We start from the raw sequence: 19,784 nt of genomic DNA on the forward strand, positions 1-19,784 counted from the left end.
AGCTGAGTTATCCGCCAGCCTTGTCAAACCCCTGATGCTTCCAGTGCTTCACGGACGGGCCTGAAAGAACGACGGTGAATAGCTGTCGCCCCGAGTTTTTTCAGGGCATCGATGTGAACTTTGGTTGGATAACCCTTGTGACCAGCTATCCCGTAACCCGGATAAAGCTTTTCCAGTTCAACCATTTCACGATCACGTGTTACTTTCGCCAGAATGGAGGCTGCCCCAATCTCTGGAATGCGTCCATCCCCTTTCACCACAGCCTCAGCAGGACATGGCAGATCAGGACAGCGATTACCATCGATCAAGGCCAGTTCAGGCTTCACTGAAAGGCCTGCAACCGCCCTCTGCATGGCCAGCATAGTAGCATGAAGAATATTCAGTTCATCGATCTCATGAACTTCAGCCCTTCCGATGGACCAGGCCAGTGCTCTCTCTTTGATTTCTTCAAAGAGAACGTCACGTTTCTTTTCAGACAGTTTCTTGGAATCATTCAGACCGACGATGGGATAGGCAGGATCGAGGATAACAGCAGCCGTGACTACCGGACCACAGAGCGGACCTCGACCCACTTCATCGACACCACAAATCCGTGTCACTTTCTCGGGGACAGTGAATAAACCCAGATCATTTTGTTGCATTGTATTTTCCTACCACTGACATCACCGCCTCATAAGCCAGTGCACTGGCATCTCGCTTTAGGGTTTTGTGAATCGCCGTAAATTCCCGCACCAGATGATTTCGCCATTCTTGATCGTCTAATGCCTTTATCATGGCTTTATGGAGCTTTTCAGTGGTCGCATCGTCTTGCAACAATTCGGGGACACAGGGCTCGTTCGCCAACAAATTCGGCAACCCTACATGATCTACTTTCACCAACCGGCTGAGAATGGCAAAACTCAATGACGCCATTCGATAACTGATCACCATGGGCTTCTTGTGCAGAGCCGCCTCAAGGGTAGCAGTTCCCGATGCAATCAAAATGGCATTGGCTGCCGCCATCATTACGGACGTTTTACCAATCGCAACCATGACATCCAGATCCGAAAAATCTTCCAACAGTGGCAGTAGCTGTAACTTTCTCTTTTCACTGGCGCAGGGAATCAGGAACCGAATATCGGGATGATCTTTCTTTAACAGACGCGCCGTTTCTAAAAAAAGCCTCCCCAAACGAGCTACTTCCGCTTTTCGACTGCCTGGCAACAGGGCCACCACAAGCCCTTCTTCAGCTATTCCAAGACAGCGTCGAGCTTTAACAGTGTCCGGCTCCCGGGCCACCTGATCGGCCAGAGGATGACCAACAAACGTCACCGGGACTCCATGTCCCTGATAGTAATCCGCTTCAAACGGAAGCAGCGCGAGCATATGATCAACCGAGCGCCTGATTTTTTTCAAACGCCCTTCCCGCCATGCCCAAACCTGAGGACTTACATAATGAACGGTGGGTATCTCATTGGATTTAAGGTACTTTTCCAATGGCAAGTTAAAGTCAGGCGCATCAATTCCGATAAAAACATCCGGCTTTTCTAACACAAAGGTTTCTTTCAGCTGCCTGCGAATGCCTAATAACTCTTTCAGTCGTCCCAGTACTTCAACAAGCCCCATCACCGAAAGTCTCTCCATGGGAAAAAGACTCTCAAACCCTTCGGAGATCATCATCGGGCCACCGATTCCGTAACATCGGGCATCAGGATGATGGCGTTTGATCTCTTTGATCAGCGCTGCCCCCAGAAGATCACCCGAGGCCTCCCCGGCCACCAGAGCAAATGACAGTGTTCTGGACATTCCTATTTACCGTGAAAAATATGTGGCTGGCAGGAAAGGCCGAATCCCGGAATCAGCGTGTGATACCGCGAGTCGACGCTTTCAGAGAATCAATCAGCAACTGGATTTCAGGCTGTTTCTCCATGGATTCAAGCCTGCCCAGTGCCTCATTGGTTCGCAGACCCTGTCGATAGATCAGCTTGTAACACTGGCGTAATCCCCGGATCAGTTCCGGACTGTAACCACGGCGCCTCATCCCCTCAAAGTTCATGCCATGCGCCTTGGCCGGGTTGCCACTGACCATCACGAATGCAGGAACATCCTTGAAGATAGCAGTGTGAGCAGCACTCATACTGTAATCACCGATTACACAGAACTGATGGACGGTGGTAAATCCGCCAAGGATAACCCCATCACCGATCCTGACATGACCTGCCAGCGTAGCGTTATTGGCCATGATAATGTTATCGCCAACGATACAGTCATGAGCCACATGGACATAAGCCATCAACAGGTTGTTACAGCCGATCCGGGTGATCGAATGATCCTGAGTAGTCCCCCGATGTATAGTGCAGCCTTCGCGGATTACGTTATTGTCGCCGATTTCCAGCCAAGTCCTTTCACCTGCGTACTTCAGATCCTGACAATCTTCGCCGACACTGGCAAATTGAAAAATACGGTTATTTCTACCTATTCTGGTGTGCCCTTTGACAACCGCATGGGCGTGAATTTCTGTTCCAGAGTCAATTTCAACGTTTGCGCCGACAACGGCATAGGGTCCGACCTTTACGTCCGGTGCCAGAACGGCATTCGGATCGATGATGGCTGTCGGATGAATCAACTCATCTCGAACAGCATTTGATTCTTGGCTGGAACGGGAATCAATCAAGACTATAGTTCCTTTCTTGCACAGGTTATTTCAGCAGAACGCGCTATCTTACCATCAACCAACCTTTGACAGGAGAACTTCCAGATATTTCTTTTCAAGGTTACAAGTTCAGCCCTGTCTTCCTGCCTGACTTTCATCCGGAAACTCAGAATATGAGACACCTGCTCCGTGGACTCAGTTAACGGAACACCCGGCTAATGACAACAAAAGGCTGGAAAACCAGCCTTTTAGCAATGCGTACCGATTGAACAGTACATAAAAACACCTCTCACTCGTCGAGTCGACGTTCACACTGCTTCAAACGTTTGGCCATGTCGTCAAGCTTCCTGAAGCGCACTGCATTCTTTCGCCACTCCGCAACCTCCATCATGCCGGTTCCGGAGGCGTAGGCACCTGAGCGGGATATGGACTTGGTGACCATCGCCATTCCAGACAAATGAACATGATCAGCAATAGTGATATGCCCCGCAAGACCCGAAGCACCCGCAATAGTGCAATACTCACCGACCCTGGTACTACCGGAAATACCAACATTGGCAGCAATAGCGGTGTGCTTGCCTATCACCACGTTGTGAGCAATCTGGACAAGATTGTCGATCCTGACGCCGTCGTGTATCACCGTATCACCCAATGCGCCACGATCAATACAGGTACAGGAACCAATCTCAACATCGTTACCAATAACCACTCCACCAATCTGGGCAATTTTATGCCACCGGCCATCTAAACAGGCATTACCAAAACCATCAGCCCCAATAACAGCATTGGCATGAATAATACAGCGTTCACCAATAAAAACACCGTGACAGATTGAAACATTCCGACAGACATGACTGTTCTTGCCAATAACAGTGTCATGACCAATCACAGCACCTGAATCAATGCGAACACCTTCAGAGATCTGAGTTCCCGATTCAACCACTACCTTAGGACCTATTGCGGCCGATGGATGAATCTCAGCGTCTGAAGCAATAACTGCAGAGGGGTGGACACCTTCCGGCTGCCCTTTATCGGTATCGAAGAGGTGAGAAAGAGCAGCATACCCCAGGTAGGGATTGTCAAGAACCAGTGCATTTCCAGCCCATGTCTCAGCCTGAGCCGGGGCCAATATAACGGCACTGGCCCCAGTGTTCTTCAGATAGCGGGCGTAGGCGGGGTTCGCTAAAAAAGCCAGCTCCCCTGAAACAGCATCCTGAAGGGTGTTCAAACCAAAGATACACTCGCCAGGATTACCCTTGAGTTCAGCATCAGCCCTGTCAGCCAGCTCAGACAGGGTAAAGGAAAAAGACTGCTTCATGAATTACTTCAACTTGTTCATGCGCTCAATTACCTTGCGAGTGATATCAAACCCGGGCTTGACGAAACGCGCAGCACCTCTCTCCAGAACCAGATCGTAATCCTGCTCTTTAGACACTTCCTCGATTGCTTTTTCAAGCTTCGGCCTCAACTTACCCAGCTCAGTCTGATCAGAACGGGCTTTTTCGCTACGCAACTGTCGATCTTGCAGCTGCAGATCTTCAAACTTACGCTTGATCTCAACCTGCCGACTCTCACGCTGGCCTTCAGTGAGCGTGGGACCGTCTTTCTGAAGCTTTTGTTCCAGTGCTCTGAGTTCATCCTGCAGTGCTTTGAGCTTCTTGATTTTAGGAGCAAACGTCTTTTCAGCTTCTTTGGCATACTTTTTAGCTGCGTCTGATTCCAGAACAGCCATCTCTGAATCCACAACAGCGATTTTTTGTGCCTGCGCTAACGGAGATAACAGTAGCAGAGCAACAAACGCCAATTTGATCGATTTCAAGTTCATTCTCCTGAATAAAAACGCAAAGTCCAAAACTGAGTATACCTCTGTATACCAGAAACTCTCTGAAGCCTGAAATACTCACCCGATAAATTCTAAAACAGCTTCGGAGCTTCCCTACAACGGCATGCGAGAACCGCCTCATTATAATGAAATGGCACTATATCGCATCTATTTATACTACTGTGCTTGTATAGAATCAGTAAAAAGTGACCGCTTCTTAGGGCAAAAACAGTGGGCACCTATCGTATACAGAACCATGATTCTATATTGTCAGATCATGGAAAAAGTCAGGGGAAAGTAAAGTTGAAAGCCAACAGGAAGTCATCTGGCCAGCTTTCATCATTATAGTGCCTTCTGACAATCTCATTGAGAGCTGCGAATGTCGACAAGCTGCCCCCAATAAGATCATGAAAGCCTCTTAAAAAGGTGTACCGAGGGAGAACGCAAACACCTGAGTCTCGTCTTCTCCTTCGGGATTGAGGGCTTTGGCCAGACTAAAAGTCAGCGGTCCAAGCGGCGTAATCCAGGTTAGTCCCACACCCACACTGTAACGGAGCGAACCAAAGTCTGGCTGCGAACAATCCTTGATGTCACCACTGGGACAGCTGGTATCAAAGACATTACCGTAATCAAAGAACAGACTGGTTCTTAACGAACGCTGATCTTTTACAAAAGGCAGAGGGAAGAGCACTTCAGCGGTACCCTCGAAGACAAAATCACCGCCAATGGCGTTGTAATCATTGTCATTCTTCTCTTTAGCTTTAGGACCCAGAGAGTTGTCTTTGTAGCCACGAACAGAGCCAAAGCCACCTGCATAAAAATGCTCGAAGAAAGGTATATCAGTGGTATCACCATAGGCTCCAATATAACCAATTCTGGTAGAAATGCGCCCTGTCAGTGAGCCAGTAAAAGGATAGAAGTACTGACCACGATAAATGAGCTTGTAGAAATTGACATCCGATCCCGGAATGGTCACCTGCACCGAGGCGCTCTGAGAATAACCCCGTGTAGGCAGCAAGCCGCGATTCAATTCATTTTCAGACCAGCTCAGCGTCGATTTGATGTTTGTGAAACTATCACCATTCTCTTTCAAATAGTCGAGAATATAATCCGGTGTTTCTGAACCCGTTGTAATGCTGGTAGCATCAACACCCAACCCCATACTGATAGACTGAGTTTCCGAAATCGGGTAACCAAAGTTAACATTCGCACCGGTCGTGTCTGCAGCGTAGTTCGAAATATCTGTATCACTGTAATCATAAGAACGATGGTACAAGTTAAAACCACGGCTCACACCATCTACGGTGAAGTAAGGATCCGTAAAACTGAAGTTATAAAGCTGGCTGACATCACTCTTGTTCAGACCCACAGATACTTTGTTACCCGTCCCCAGGAAATTGTTCTGACTAATAGAGCCACCCAACAACAGACCATCAGACTGGGAGAAACCCACACTGGCTGAAATACTGCCCGAAGGCTGCTCTTCAACGGTATAGTTTACATCGATCAGATCACTGGTTCCGGGAACCGGAGGTGTTTCAATATTGACTGACTTGAAGAAACCCAGACGCTCAAGACGCACCTTGGACTGCTCAATTTTCTGAGTGTTCGCAGAAGCCCCCTCCATCTGACGCATCTCACGACGCAGAACCTCATCTTCGGTTTTGGTATTTCCAGAGAAGTTAAGCCTGCGAACATAAGCACGCTTACCGGGATCAACAAAGAAAGTCAGGGAAACGGTCTTCTTTTCGTGATCCGGAGTAGGTATACCCGTCACATTGGCAAAGGTATAACCTTCATTACCGAGACGCCTGCTCAGAATTTCTTCTGTTGTGGTAATCACACGGCGGGAAAATACCTGTTCAGGCTTGGCCAGCAACAGGCTTTTGGCCTCTTCCTCAGGGATAATTAAGTCGCCCGCCAGCTTGACATCACTAATTGTGTATTTATCGCCTTCGTCAATATTCACTGTGATAAAGACACTTTGTTTGTCTGGGCTGATCGACACCTGGGTGGAGCGAATATTAAAGTTGATGTAACCACGGTCCAGGTAATAGGAGCGGAGTCGCTCCAGATCACCCGATAACTTTTCACGGGAATACTTATCGCTGGAACCAAAGAATGAAAGCCAGTGAGATTCTTTAAGTTCAAACAGATCTAGCACATCTTGCTGAGGAAAAACCGTGTTACCAACAACATTGATATGTTGAATGGTCGCGACCTTTCCCTCTTTGACATTAATCGTTAGCTTGACCCGGTTTCGAGGCTGAGCTTCAACATCAGCGGTAATTCTCGCACCGTAACGACCCTGAGCAACATACTGACGCTCCAACTCAAGTCGAATAGCCTCCAGAGTTGCCTGCTGAAAAATCTCACCTTCGGCCAGGCCCGACTTGCTCAGGCCCTGTTTGAGATCATCCGTCTTGATGGCTTTATTACCCTTAATGACAATTTCACTGATGGAAGGTCGCTCAATAACCGAAACGACCAGAACATCGCCATCTCTGGCCATTTGAATATCTTTGAAATACCCTGTCCGGAACAGGGATTTAGCTGCACTGGAAATCTGCACAGATTCAATATCATCGCCAACTTCTATGGGCAGAGCATTAAATACTGTACCGGCTGAAACCCTCTGGAGGCCATCAATCCGGATATCAGACACTACAAAAGCGTTAGCACCTGACGCATAGGCCATTGAGCCAATCAGCAGAGACAACAGTGATCGCTTCATGGAATCCGTTCTTAGTCCGTGTTCATTTTTCACTCTGGGTAGTCGCATCAGAAAAGCCGGCTTATGTCATTATAAAGAGCCAGCATCATTACACTGACCACCAGAGTCACCCCAATTTTCAACCCAACCATCTGAGCCTTTTCAGACAGCGGCTTTCCTCTGACCCATTCCACCAGATAAAACAACAGGTGTCCTCCATCCAGTACAGGAATAGGCAGTAAATTTAAAACCCCAAGACTGACACTCAACATAGACAGGAAGTAGAGAAAATTCTCCAGCCCTGATTGCAGGGATGCGCCAGCCACTTTAGCAATGGTAATGGGACCGCTCAAGTTTTTTACCGAAACCAAGCCAACAACCATCTTCCACAGCGACTCAAGCGTCATTTCCGTCAAAGCTGACGTAGCCTGAATGGCTTTAGGAATTGCAGACAGAGGGTTAAATTGCAAGGTTCTGATCATATCGTCAGGCCAGGAGACTGACTGAACACCTGCACCGATATAACCGACAAGCTGACCCTCCACCTCTTTCTCACCGGGCGTCATGGTAATGCTCCGGAGACTACCCTTTCGCTCAATTTCTAATTGCAGTGTTTTGCCAGGGTGACTACGAATCAGGTTAACCCATGCCAGCCAATCCTGTACAGGCTCACCATTGGTTTTGAGGATTTTGTCACCCGTCTGAAGGCCCGCCTGCTCGGCAGCACCACCCGCTACAACCTGACCGATAACGGCTGGTATTTGAGGTGAATAGGGGACAATCCCCAGCGCTTTGACTGGATTCAGATCCTCTTGACCTACCAGCCAGTCGTTCAGAGGCACCTGCCTGACGACTTCACTCCCTACCGGCTTTTGGCCGGGGATTCCCTGCCTGACAGTTACATCGACAGAACGATTGTCGCCAATAAACGACAAAAGCTCCATATTAACCTGTTGCCACCCGGGTGTATCTGCCGAACCGATTCTTAAAATCTCATCTCCAGGCTGAATACCAGCCACTGCCGCAGGAGAGTCAGGCAATACTTGCTCAACCTGTGGTAGCATGGTCTTTACGCCAAGTACATACATTAACCAGAGCGCGGCTATGGCCAGCAGGAAATTAGCGATCGGCCCCGCGGCCACAATCGCTATCCGGGAGAGGACCGGTTTATTGTTAAAAGCGAACGCCTTCTCCGATTCGGGCACAGGCCCCTCCCGCTCATCCAGCATCTTGACATAACCACCAAGAGGGATGGCTGCAATCACGTATTCAGTGCCCTGACGATCGGTGCGACTCCAAAGTGGTTTGCCAAAGCCTACTGAAAAGCGCAGTACCCTGACACCACATCGCCGAGCCACCCAAAAATGACCAAATTCATGAATACTGACAAGAATCCCTAACGTTATGACAAAGGCCAGAAACGTCTGCAAAGTTCCAAATATCATTTCGCGTTACCCAACCTCCGTTACGCCAGACTGACTGCCTCGACCCTGAACTTCCAGACAGCAGCAGTTGACAGAGTTTTATGATTCAATGTACGACTGTAAATAGAATATCGCCAGAATGACAGTGAAATATATGCATTTAAACCTTAAGAACATCAAGCTGTCTTGTGCCAATATTCAATCTGGGTTCTGGCCTGTAACCTGGCCTTTCGATCAGCATCCAGCACCTGCTCAATATCACCAGCACTCTTCACCTGAAGCGCCTGAAGAGTGGCATCAATGACTTCCGGGATACGATCAAAGCGAAGATGATCGCCCAGAAAGGCTTCTACAGCCGCCTCATTGGCTGCATTAAGCATAGCGGCAGCAGTACCACCAGTAGATGCAGCATCCTGAGCCAGCTGCAAACACCTGAAACGCTGCAGACAGGGCTTCTGAAAATCCAGCCTGCCAACATCGGCCAGAGAAAGTGGCTCTACACCGGACTGGATGCGTTCCGGCCAGGCCATTGCATGAGCAATAGGTGTGCGCATATCCGGGTTCCCCATCTGGGCCAGAACCGAGCCATCCTCATAGTCCACCAGAGAATGAATAATACTCTGCGGATGAATCACCACTTCGACCTGTGAGGGGCGGGCACCAAAGAGCCAGCACGCCTCAATAAACTCAAGCCCCTTGTTCATCATGGTCGCCGAGTCTACAGAGATTTTTCGCCCCATACGCCAGTTCGGATGAGCACAGGCCTGGGCAGGCGTGACAGCTGGAAGAGCTTCTACCGGAATATCCCTGAAAGGACCACCCGAAGCGGTTAATAAAATCCTGCGAACCCCAATGCTCTGAAGACCTTGTCGATAACCATGAGGAAGGCACTGAAAGATAGCATTGTGTTCACTGTCAATAGGCAACAACTGAGCTCCGGACTCTTTCACTGAATCCATAAAAAGCGCACCAGTCATTACCAGCGCCTCTTTGTTTGCCAGCAAGACTTTCTTGCCTGCCTTGACAGCAGCCAGAGTAGGCAAAAGACCTGCCGCTCCGACAATAGCTGCCATGACGATATCGACGTCTGAATCAGCGGCCACCTGAGCGACTGAACGGCTACCACCCAGAACCTCTGTTTTGATTCCTTCAGCTTTAACCGACACCCTCAACTGGTCTGCAACAGCAGGATCTGACATTACAGCAAAGTCGGGCTTAAATGCCCTGACCTGCTCCAGCATCGGGTCATGACTCCGACATGCGACCAGCGACCTTACTTTATAACGATCACTGTTTCGGGCAATGACATCCAGAGTGTTTTTTCCGATAGACCCGGTTGAGCCCAGTACACAAACCTGCTGCATGCTTAACTCCCACCGATAACCAAAGCAAGAGTAAAGACCGGCACAGCCGCCGTCAGGCTGTCTATTCGATCCAGCACCCCACCATGGCCGGGCAGTAAATTACTACTGTCCTTAATCCCACGCTCTCGCTTGAGCATACTTTCAAAAAGATCGCCCAGCACGGAAACCAGCACGACAACTATTGAAAGCACTAAAAGCCCCAGCCCACGGGCAAAAGAAAGGTCAAAGTAGAGCCCCACACAGGCCGCTACCAGTAACGACATCAGCAGCCCGCCCACTAATCCTTCAATCGTTTTCTTGGGACTCACCCGTTCAGCCAGCTTGTGACGCCCGAGACCCTTACCGGCAAAATAGGCCCCCACATCGGCCGCCCAGACGAGCAGGAATACCAGCATGATGGTCCAACCCTGCTGGTCATGGAATTTGAGTTTTGTGAGAGCAAACCAGGCCGGGACCAACGTCAACAAGCCCATCATCAGCCTTAAAAAACGACTGTGACAGAAATAGGCGGAAGAAGGATAACCCTTGACCAGAGCAAATGCTACCAGCCACCAGACGACAGATACAGCCAGCAGTATATAGGCTGACATATCTTTAACAAACCAGCAGACCCCACCAGTCAATAACACATAACCCACCCGGGCGGCGGTGTCCTTGAAACCAGACAAGTTGGCCCACTCCCAGGCTCCAAGCATAATAACCAGAGCAATCAGGATCGAAAAAGCGGTGGGAGAAAGAAAAACAACACTCCCTAAGGCCATAACTGCCAGAAACACGGCAGTGAGAATTCTCTGTTTTAACACGTAGCCTCAGCCTCCACCTGCTCGCTGGTCTTGCCAAATCGTCGCTGACGATTGACATAAGCCAGGAGCGCACGCTCAAACTCCCTGCGATCGAAATCCGGCCACAAGGTTTTGGTAAAATAAAATTCGCTGTAGGCACACTGCCACAGAAGGAAGTTACTAATACGCTGCTCACCACTGGTTCTGATTAAAAGGTCGGGCTCGGGTATACCAGCCGTACTCAAATGCTGACCAATCAACGACTCATCAACCTCGTCAGCGGATATCTCACCCTGCTCCACCAGGCTAGCCACCTTACGAGCAGACTGAGCAATATCCCACATCCCACCATAATTAGCAGCAATCACCAGGGTCACTTTCGCCCCGTCAGCAGTCAAAGCTTCTGCTTCTGCAATCTGCGCCTGAATGTCAGGGCTAAAGCGACTTACGTCGCCTATAATTTTCAACCTGATATTATTTTTTTTGAGCTTGCCAGTTTCCTTGCGCAATGTCCTCAGGAACAATTCCATCAGGCCATCCACTTCACTCTTCGGCCGATTCCAGTTTTCACTACTGAAAGCAAAGAGAGTCAGAACCTTAATACCTGCTTCACCACAAGCCTCAACTACTCCTCTTACTGCTTTTACACCCGCTCGATGTCCGGCAAGACTCGGAAGCAGTCGCCGTTTCGCCCAGCGGTTATTCCCATCCAGAATGATGGCCACATGGCGGGGCAACTTACTCACCGGTATCCCCTCTAAGTTGCCGATTTCCTCTAGCGATTTCATGGCCATTCACTATTTTGTTGATCTGAAAATACAATTTATTTGCAGCCCCCTGGAGGCGTTCACAGTTAAATACAAACACCCGCAAAGTGCCGCTCCTAACGCCTCAGAACGGAAAGACCCGCCTGAGAGACAACATCCCTGATCAAATAAGACATTTAGAGGAGCAACAGGCAGTCATGCAAAGGAAATGCAGCCACGCCCCTGAGGAGGGGCTAACGAGAACGCTGTTATAACCGCATTAGCAATTAAATTCAGGCTGCTACATCAAGATTCAAACAGACTGATTTTCCTCGCTCATGACTGTCTATAAGCAACCAATAAGAAGATGAAGCACTCAAACTTCCATCAGATCTTTTTCTTTGCTGGCCAGCGCCGCATCGACTGCAGCAATGTATTTATCAGTCACCTTCTGGATATCGTCCTGTGCACGACGCTCATCGTCTTCACTGATTTCCTTTTCTTTTTCCAGCTCCTTGATGTCGGCCAGTGCATCACGACGAATATTGCGAATAGCAATTTTAGCGTTTTCAGCTTCCTGACGTGCCTGACGGGTGTAGCCCTTCCGGGTCTCTTCAGTCAGGGGAGGAAGAGGGATACGAATCACCTCACCGGCAGTGGAAGGATTCAAGCCCAGATCAGATTTAAGGATCGCTTTTTCTACATCAGGCACCATCTGTTTTTCCCAGACCCGAACAGCCAGGGTTCTGGCATCTTCAGTAGAAATGTTCGAAACCTGGCTTAATGGCGTCTCGGAGCCGTAATAGGAAACCCGGACACTATCCAGCAGACTCGGGTGAGCACGGCCAGTACGAATTTTGGCAAATGCACCATCCAGAGAGTCAACACTCTTGCTCATGCGCTCTTGCGCATCTTGCTTAATTTCTTCAATCATTTACCACCCCACTCACCAGTGTTCCTTCTTCGCCACCTACCACTGCATTGAGCAGAGCACCGGATTTATTCATATTGAAAACCCGAACGGGCATCTGCTGATCACGAACCAGACAGATCGCAGTCAAATCCATTACACCAAGTTTGCGCTCAAGCACATCATCATAGGTCAGGGACTCAAATTTTACTGCATCAGGATGTTTAACCGGATCCTTGTCATAGATACCGTCAACTTTGGTTGCTTTCAACACAACATCGGATTCAACTTCAATACCACGAAGGCAGGCTGCTGAGTCTGTTGTAAAGAAAGGGTTACCGGTACCCGCTGAAAAGATCACTACATCACCACCATTGAGGTAGCGCATTGCACGACGATGGTCATAGTGTTCAACAACACCATCCATCGGAATGGAAGACATGACACGGGTATTGATGTTTGAACGCTCCAGGGCATCACGCATAGCCAGGGCATTCATGACTGTGGCCAGCATCCCCATATGATCGCCAGTCACACGATCAAGACCAGCAGCACTCAACGCTGCTCCGCGAAAGAGATTTCCGCCACCGATAACGATACCAACCTGAACGCCGATACCCACCAGCTGGCCGATTTCCAGGGCCATTCTGTCAAGAACACTGGGATCAATACCAAAGTCCCCCGATCCCTGAAGGGCCTCACCACTGAGCTTAAGCAGAATGCGCTTATATTTCGGTTGTCTATCATTTGCCGGCATTTTCAGCTTTCCGATTCAGAGTTAGGCGAAAAGGCGCCTGTCCCCAACGGCCTGCCGACTCACCCCAAACCTCAATGAATGAGTTTTATGCACTATTGGCAGCTGAAATTCAGCCACTCATATACAACCTTGCATCAGTGCATCAATACTCAGACATCAGGATATGGGCAAACCTGCAAACCTGCAGACCTGCAGACCTGCTGAGCAGACTCAATTAAGCCTACTCAACTGAAAGGTCAGACACCATCCATTAAGTACTAACAGTATCAGGATTGGAGTCCAGCCTGGGCTCGAACTTCAGCAGCAAAGTCCACTTCTTCTTTCTCGATACCCTCACCCACTTCGTAGCGAACGAAGCCTGTGATGGTAGCGCCCGCTTTCTTGGCCAGAGCGCCAACTTTAACATCAGGATCCTTAACGAAAGGCTGCTCCGTCAAACTGTTTTCAGCCAGGAACTTGTTGATACGACCAACAATCATCTTCTCGATGATTTCAGCTGGCTTGCCGGACTGCTCTGCCTGAGCCTTGAAGATTTCCTTCTCTTTCTCGACCAGATCAGCTGGCATATCGTCCTTGTTAACCACCTGAGGGTTAACAGCAGCAACGTGCATAGCTACATCACGAGCCAGCTCGGAGTTGCCACCGTCGAGGCTGACCAAAACAGCAATACGCTTATTTCCGTGAACGTAAGCGTCAATCACGCCGCCTTCTACGATTTCAATACGACGAACACCAATGTTTTCACCGATCTTCTGTACCAGAGCCAGACGTGCTTCTTCCAGCTCACCCTCCATCAGCTTGGCCACGTCAGCTTCCTTACGATCAAAAGCGGCATCCACCACTCTCTGAACGTAACTCAGGAAGTTATCGTCACGGGCAACAAAATCGGTCTCGGAGTTAACTTCGACCATTACACCGAAGCTACCATCTTCGGCAACTTTAGTGGCGACAATACCTTCAGCGGCAGTGCGACCTGCTTTCTTGGCGGCCTTGGCCTGACCAGATTTACGCAGCTCTTCAATAGCCTTTTCGATATCACCTTCCGAAGCAACCAGAGCCTTCTTGCACTCCATCATGCCCAGACCAGTGCGTTCACGCAGTTCCTTAACCAGTGCTGCAGTAATTGCTGCCATGGTGGGTTCCTCTCGCAAATATTCAATAAGGGGTTCAGGGCAGCCTTGAGCTTATTTATTTAGCGCTTCAAGCTTATGACATATGAACAAGCTTGTGCATACTGAAGCTCTTGCCAACGACCACCCCAAAGTGACAAACGCTCTTTTTAATCTGAAAAAGGGGGCTACGCCCCCTTTTCGCAACGATCCGGAAATCACGCTTCCTTAGCGTCTTCCTGACCGTCATCAGCCTTGGCTTCAGCTGCTTCTTCAGTTTCAGCTTCTGCTTCAACTTCTACAAACTCGCTTTCAGTGCCTGTGTTGGCTGCCGCACGACCTTCGAGGACAATATCTGCAGCAGCTTTGATGTAAAGCTGAATAGCGCGAATCGCATCATCGTTACCTGGGATAACGTAGTCAACACCTTCAGGGCTGGAGTTGGTGTCAACGATACCAATGACAGGGATACCCAATTTATTGGCTTCCTGAATAGCGATGCGCTCGTGCTCAACATCGATAACAAACAGCGCGTCTGGCAGACCACCCATTTCCTTGATACCACCCAGAGACCGATCCAGCTTTTCCAGATCGCGACGGCGCATCAGGGCTTCTTTCTTGGTCAGTTTTTCGAAAGTACCGTCTTCAGCCTGGGCTTCCAGATCACGCAGACGACGGACCGACTGACGAATGGTCTTATAGTTGGTCAGCATACCACCCAACCAGCGATGCGCCACAAAAGGCATACCGCAACGAGCAGCTTCTTCACGGATGATTTTACCGGCAGCGCGCTTGGTACCAACAAAAAGAATCTTGTTCTTACCTTCGGCAAGCTTGCGAATGAAGCTCATCGCTTCATTGAAGGCAGGCATGGTGTGCTCAAGGTTAATGATATGAATCTTGTTGCGAGCACCAAAGATGAATTTGTTCATCTTTGGGTTCCAGAAACGAGTCTGGTGACCAAAATGCACACCCGCCTTGAGCATGTCACGCATGGTGACTTGAGCCATGAGAAATCTCCTGTTACAGGGTTAGGCCTCCACACACCCCATGAGTTCGACCCAATGATCAGCTTTCGCTGATAGCCAGGGCACCCTGAATCATGTGTCGGTGTATGTGAGTTCTGGTTACAAAATAAATAAAAACCTCGCAGTCAGGCAACCCTGAACACGAGGACGCAGTTTTATACCACAATCGAATGTTGATTCATAGCCAGAAGACTTCTTAGAAGGAAGATTCATCAACTCCATGGAAACCGGTTCTACTTTACGATAGCCAACTCTCCCTTCTTTTCTGTTAGAATTCCAGCAAGTGAATCCGTAAAGCCCCGGGAAAGCTGCTTAAGTAAACCGCCATGAGCGAAAAACGACCCTATTATTCTGTCGTCATAAGGTCACTCGCTGCAAAGCACTCTCGGTATTTCCCGCGCCCTACAAAGAACATTTGAAATGAAAGTTACGATCAAAACCTCTGAAGATATTGAAAAAATGCGCGTCGCCGGCAAGCTTGCTGCTGATGTACTGGAGATGATCACTCCCCATGTGAAACCCGGCATTACTACTGGTGAACTTGATCGTATCTGTCACGACTACATCGTTAATGAACAGCAGGCTATCCCGGCACCCTTGAACTATGGTGCAGCTCCCGGCCGCCCCGGCTTTCCAAAATCGATTTGCACCTCCCTTAACCACGTTGTCTGTCACGGCATCCCCAACGACAAGAAAACCCTGAAAAATGGCGACATGCTCAACATCGACATCACTGTCATCAAAGACGGTTATCACGGTGACACCAGCAAGATGTTTCTGGTAGGCAGTTCGCAACCTTTTGCTGAAAAACTGGTCAAAGTCACTCAGGAATGTCTTTACAAGGGCATTGAAATCGTTAGGCCCGGTGTCAAGTTAAGTGATATTGGTCGGGTGATCGCCCGGCATGCTCACGCCAATCACTATTCAGTAGTTGAAGAGTATTGCGGCCACGGTATCGGCAGAGTCTTCCACGAAGACCCTCAAGTCCTTCATTATGACGGCTATGGCGATCATAACGACTGCGTTCTGCAGGAAGGCATGACATTCACCATTGAACCTATGATCAATGCTGGTAAGAAGTTTACCAAACTCCTGGGAGATGGATGGACTGCGGTCACCAAGGACCGTCGCCCTTCTGCCCAGTGGGAGCACACCATTCTTGTTACCGCTGACGGCGTCGAAATACTGACTCTCAGAAGTGAAGAGACGCTTCCCTTTTGATCCCTGAATGGCTCGCTCATCTTATCAATAAAATCTCACCTATAAAGAGTGCGGGCCGGTTTTATTAGCGACGGAGTGCCAGGACCTATTATGAATCACGCAAGCCCACAGATTCCCGACCAGTTTAAAGCCCAACTGTTTGATAAAGACGCATTTGTTGCCGCTCTGAGCAACCAACCCTCCATCCCTCTTTACAAAAACACTATTCAGTCTGGCAGGGAAACGCTGAACCAATGGTTCAGTAAAGAAGTCAATATTGATCAGCTGGTTTACAGCCACACCTGGCTCATAGACCAGATTCTTATCACAGCGTGGGAACAGTCTGCCTGGGACGATTCTGAACACATCAGCCTGCTCGCTGTTGGGGGTTATGGCCGCGGCGAGCTTCACCCCGGTTCCGATATCGACATTCTGATTCTTCTGGAGAGTGACGAGTACCAGATCCATCAGTCTGAAATCGAAGCTTTTCTAACGACTTTGTGGGACATCGGCTTAAAAGTAGGTTCCAGCGTCCGATCCTTAAGAGAATGCACTGAACAGGCCAGAAGTGATCTGACGATCATCACCAACCTCATGGAAGCTCGCCCCCTGTCCGATCCTGAAAACCTGAATAAACAACTTCAGGAGAAGATCGACATCCACCACATGTGGCCCAGTAATCAGTACCTTCAGGCCAAATTTGACGAACAGAAAGCCCGGCATAAAAAGTACGCTGACACTGCCTACAGTCTGGAACCTAACATAAAAGGCTCACCCGGCGGCATCCGTGATCTACACATGCTGGGCTGGACGGCAAGACGTCATTTTGGTACTCAGGACCCCATCAAGCTTATGGCCCTGAATTTTCTGACGGAAGCTGAATACGAACAACTGATCCGCTGCCGGGCGTTCCTTTGGAAAATACGCTGGGCGTTGCATACACTCACAGGCCGGGGCGAAGACAGACTTCTGTTTGACCATCAGCGATCACTGGCTGAACAGTTTGGTTACCAGGACCACCCGGGCTCACTGGCGGTTGAACAATTCATGCAAAGCTACTTCCGCACGGTTCTAATCGTTGGCCAGTTCAAAGACCTGATCCTCCAACATTTTGATGACAAGATCCTGAATGCAGACAAACCGCAGACGATAACCCCGATCAATGAGCGATTCCAGATACATAATCAGTATATTGAAGTCACCCATGACCGGGTATTCGCTGATCACCCGCCAGCTATTCTGGAAATGTTTGTCCTGATGACCCGAGACCCGGATATTCTTGGCCCAAGGGCTGAAACCATCCGGTTACTGCGCGATATTCGTCACACTGTTGACAGCCAGTTTAGAAAAGATCCCAGATGTGCAAAATTATTCCTTCAGCTTTTGCAGGCACCCTACGGATTGACTATCAGCTTGAGAAGAATGGCCCGTTTTGGGATCCTTGGCCGCTACCTGCCAGAGTTTGGCCGCATAATCGGACAGATGCAATTCGACCTGTTCCACACCTACACAGTCGACGCTCATACGCTATTACTGATAAAGCATCTGCGCAGCTTTCGTTACGAAGAAAACAAGCAACGATACCCTATTGCTTCTCGAATCATCCATGACATAAAAAAACCCGAACTGCTCTATGTTGCCGGACTTTATCACGACATTGGCAAGGGTCGTGGAGGTGACCACTCCCAGCTGGGCGCAGTTGACGCCGAAGTATTCTGCCGAAGACACGGCCTGCGTCGTGTAGACACCAAACTCATTGTCTGGCTGGTACGCGAGCACCTCACCCTGTCGACCACAGCCCAGAAAAAAGACCTGTCAGACCCTGAAGTCATTCAGGATTTCGCCCGTAAAGTGGGTAATTTGAACAGTCTGAATCATCTCTATCTGCTCACTGTTGCCGACATTAATGCCACCAACCCTGAGTTATGGAATGGCTGGCGCTCTTCTCTATTGCAACAACTGTATAGTCAGACCCGGCAGGTTCTGGAGTACGGCATAGAGAATATGCCTGACAGTGATGAAAGACTGCAGGACATTCAGCAGGAGACTCTCGAACTTCTGGCTGACAACAATCTGGACACCCAATCGATCCAGTCACTCTGGGAGACTCTGGATGATGACTATTTTTCCCGTCATGACCCCCATGAAATTGCCTGGCATACCCGGGGAATTCTCGCTCACGAGGGAACACCCCCCCTGGTTCTGACCCGTGAAACCGACACTGACAGGGAACACAGTGGTTCACAAATTTTTGTTTATGCGCCTGACCGCCCCAATCTGTTTGCTGCGACGGTAGCCGGACTCGACTATCTGCACATCAGTATTCAGGACGCAAGAATCATCACTTCCAGCGATCAGTTCAGCCTGGACACTTACACGGTATTAGAAGAAGATGGTTCTGCTATCGGCAATAATGAATCACGCATTATGCAGATTCAGAGTTACCTGCAACAAATCCTCAGTGCCCCCCGGCAAATGCCAGATGCAGCACAGAAGCGCACCCCCAGACAACTGAGACACTTTGCCAAAGAGCCCCAGATTACCATCAGTAACTTGCCTGGGATTAAAAAGACACTGCTTGAGATCAAGGCAACCGACAGACCCGGGCTTTTGGCCAGAGTCGTAAGAACTTTCGTGGATCTGGAACTGCAAGTGCACAATGCCAAGGTAGCCACCTTTGGGGAAAAACTCGAAGACAGCTTCTTTATCACAGATAAAAACCATCAGCCTATCAGCGATCCCGATGTTGCCGAGCATATCTGCCAGACTCTAAAGCAGGTACTGCAACAGGCCTCCGAACAAGATGTCATCCACTTTCAGAAAGCTTTAGCTTCCAGTCAGCATTAAGTAGTGTTGCAAGCTGTTTATGACTCAATTGTGCGCGGTGTGCCTGCGCCTGTCAGGAGCCTGAGCACGACAGCATCAACAGCTTGTGCACGCTTTTTTCATGACCTGATCAGTAATGACTTATCAGACTCTACTCGTTAAGAGAGCACCGGCAATTTTGTGCAGGCAGCGGGTAGTGTCTCTCGGATCGTTGATGATTTTGGCAAGAGCTTTCGATAACTGAAGTTTCCTATCAGGTTGTCGGAACAAAAGCACCCCGGCGTTGGAGGTGATGCCGCCACCAGTAAAATCAGCCTGAACCAGTCGTGATTTACAGCGTGGAAAATGAGCGATATTGGAGGTACAAACAAAAAACCATCTCGCCCTTCTTTTTTATCGTGCAATATGCGGGCTAAAGCCAATTTCAGCCGCTGCGCCGCAGGCGCAGTTGGGTATAGGGCGAAGCCAGGA

18 protein-coding genes are annotated in these 19,784 nt (G+C 49.3%); 3 read left to right on the plus strand and 15 right to left on the minus strand.

Going from position 1 to position 19,784, the window contains the following annotated elements; all coding sequences use genetic code 11:
• Positions 1–23 precede the first annotated feature (23 nt).
• The 13 genes from rnhB to tsf form a co-directional block, all read right to left on the minus strand.
• Positions 24–641: a ribonuclease HII gene (gene rnhB, locus KBW69_RS12855; RefSeq protein WP_257255295.1), complete on the minus strand. Its 618-nt coding sequence runs from the start codon at positions 639–641 to the stop codon at positions 24–26.
• On the minus strand, positions 628–1,785 hold the full coding sequence (gene lpxB, locus KBW69_RS12860; RefSeq protein ID WP_257281119.1) for a lipid-A-disaccharide synthase: 1,158 nt from the start codon (positions 1,783–1,785) through the stop codon (positions 628–630). Before lpxB ends, rnhB begins: the two co-directional genes overlap by 14 nt.
• A gap of 52 nt (positions 1,786–1,837) precedes the next feature.
• The gene (gene lpxA / locus KBW69_RS12865) at positions 1,838–2,605 is read right to left on the minus strand and encodes an acyl-ACP--UDP-N-acetylglucosamine O-acyltransferase (protein WP_257255311.1); all 768 of its coding nucleotides are present in this window, start codon (positions 2,603–2,605) and stop codon (positions 1,838–1,840) included.
• A gap of 316 nt (positions 2,606–2,921) precedes the next feature.
• Complete coding sequence (gene lpxD, locus KBW69_RS12870) at positions 2,922–3,950, minus strand: UDP-3-O-(3-hydroxymyristoyl)glucosamine N-acyltransferase (protein ID WP_257255297.1); 1,029 nt, start codon at positions 3,948–3,950, stop codon at positions 2,922–2,924.
• Positions 3,951–3,953: 3 nt separating this feature from the next.
• Positions 3,954–4,451: an OmpH family outer membrane protein gene (locus tag KBW69_RS12875; RefSeq protein WP_257255298.1), complete on the minus strand. Its 498-nt coding sequence runs from the start codon at positions 4,449–4,451 to the stop codon at positions 3,954–3,956.
• A 421-nt stretch (positions 4,452–4,872) separates the two neighbouring features.
• Entirely contained in the window at positions 4,873–7,188 is a 2,316-nt protein-coding gene (gene bamA / locus KBW69_RS12880; protein WP_257255299.1) for an outer membrane protein assembly factor BamA, read from the minus strand.
• Between the two features lie 47 nt (positions 7,189–7,235).
• Entirely contained in the window at positions 7,236–8,612 is a 1,377-nt protein-coding gene (rseP, locus tag KBW69_RS12885) for a sigma E protease regulator RseP (protein WP_257255300.1), read from the minus strand.
• A gap of 155 nt (positions 8,613–8,767) precedes the next feature.
• Complete coding sequence (ispC, locus tag KBW69_RS12890) at positions 8,768–9,955, minus strand: 1-deoxy-D-xylulose-5-phosphate reductoisomerase (protein ID WP_257255301.1); 1,188 nt, start codon at positions 9,953–9,955, stop codon at positions 8,768–8,770.
• A 2-nt stretch (positions 9,956–9,957) separates the two neighbouring features.
• Complete coding sequence (locus KBW69_RS12895) at positions 9,958–10,758, minus strand: phosphatidate cytidylyltransferase (protein WP_257255302.1); 801 nt, start codon at positions 10,756–10,758, stop codon at positions 9,958–9,960.
• Complete coding sequence (gene uppS, locus KBW69_RS12900; RefSeq protein WP_306670929.1) at positions 10,752–11,525, minus strand: polyprenyl diphosphate synthase; 774 nt, start codon at positions 11,523–11,525, stop codon at positions 10,752–10,754. The genes KBW69_RS12895 and uppS overlap by 7 nt, the downstream gene beginning before the upstream one ends.
• A gap of 334 nt (positions 11,526–11,859) precedes the next feature.
• Entirely contained in the window at positions 11,860–12,417 is a 558-nt protein-coding gene (frr, locus tag KBW69_RS12905) for a ribosome recycling factor (protein WP_257255304.1), read from the minus strand.
• Complete coding sequence (gene pyrH, locus KBW69_RS12910; protein ID WP_257255305.1) at positions 12,410–13,150, minus strand: UMP kinase; 741 nt, start codon at positions 13,148–13,150, stop codon at positions 12,410–12,412. Before pyrH ends, frr begins: the two co-directional genes overlap by 8 nt.
• 266 nt (positions 13,151–13,416) lie before the next feature.
• On the minus strand, positions 13,417–14,283 hold the full coding sequence (gene tsf / locus KBW69_RS12915) for a translation elongation factor Ts (protein WP_257255306.1): 867 nt from the start codon (positions 14,281–14,283) through the stop codon (positions 13,417–13,419).
• An 82-nt stretch (positions 14,284–14,365) separates the two neighbouring features.
• On the opposite strand from tsf, the gene KBW69_RS12920 reads away from it, so the two are divergent.
• Complete coding sequence (locus KBW69_RS12920) at positions 14,366–14,491, plus strand: hypothetical protein (protein ID WP_257255307.1); 126 nt, start codon at positions 14,366–14,368, stop codon at positions 14,489–14,491.
• On the opposite strand, the gene rpsB is transcribed toward KBW69_RS12920, so the two are convergent.
• Positions 14,478–15,269: a 30S ribosomal protein S2 gene (gene rpsB, locus KBW69_RS12925; RefSeq protein WP_257255308.1), complete on the minus strand. Its 792-nt coding sequence runs from the start codon at positions 15,267–15,269 to the stop codon at positions 14,478–14,480. The two genes, KBW69_RS12920 and rpsB, sit on opposite strands and share 14 nt — an antisense overlap.
• Positions 15,270–15,707: 438 nt before the next feature.
• Here rpsB and map point away from each other — a divergent pair, with 438 nt between their 5' ends.
• Both map and glnD read left to right on the plus strand, forming a co-directional pair.
• On the plus strand, positions 15,708–16,508 hold the full coding sequence (gene map / locus KBW69_RS12930; protein WP_257255309.1) for a type I methionyl aminopeptidase: 801 nt from the start codon (positions 15,708–15,710) through the stop codon (positions 16,506–16,508).
• Between the two features lie 90 nt (positions 16,509–16,598).
• Positions 16,599–19,334 carry a [protein-PII] uridylyltransferase gene (gene glnD, locus KBW69_RS12935; protein ID WP_257281120.1) on the plus strand — a complete coding sequence of 912 codons (2,736 nt, stop codon included), beginning with the start codon at positions 16,599–16,601 and terminating at the stop codon, positions 19,332–19,334.
• A gap of 123 nt (positions 19,335–19,457) precedes the next feature.
• Here glnD and KBW69_RS12940 read toward each other — a convergent pair whose 3' ends face one another.
• A complete protein-coding gene (locus KBW69_RS12940) occupies positions 19,458–19,667 on the minus strand; it encodes a transposase (RefSeq protein ID WP_257281156.1) in 210 nt (69 codons plus the stop codon).
• Positions 19,668–19,784 lie beyond the last annotated feature (117 nt).

This window comes from Endozoicomonas sp. ISHI1 (genome assembly GCF_024606225.1).
In the GTDB taxonomy this organism is placed as follows: domain Bacteria; phylum Pseudomonadota; class Gammaproteobacteria; order Pseudomonadales; family Endozoicomonadaceae; genus Endozoicomonas_A.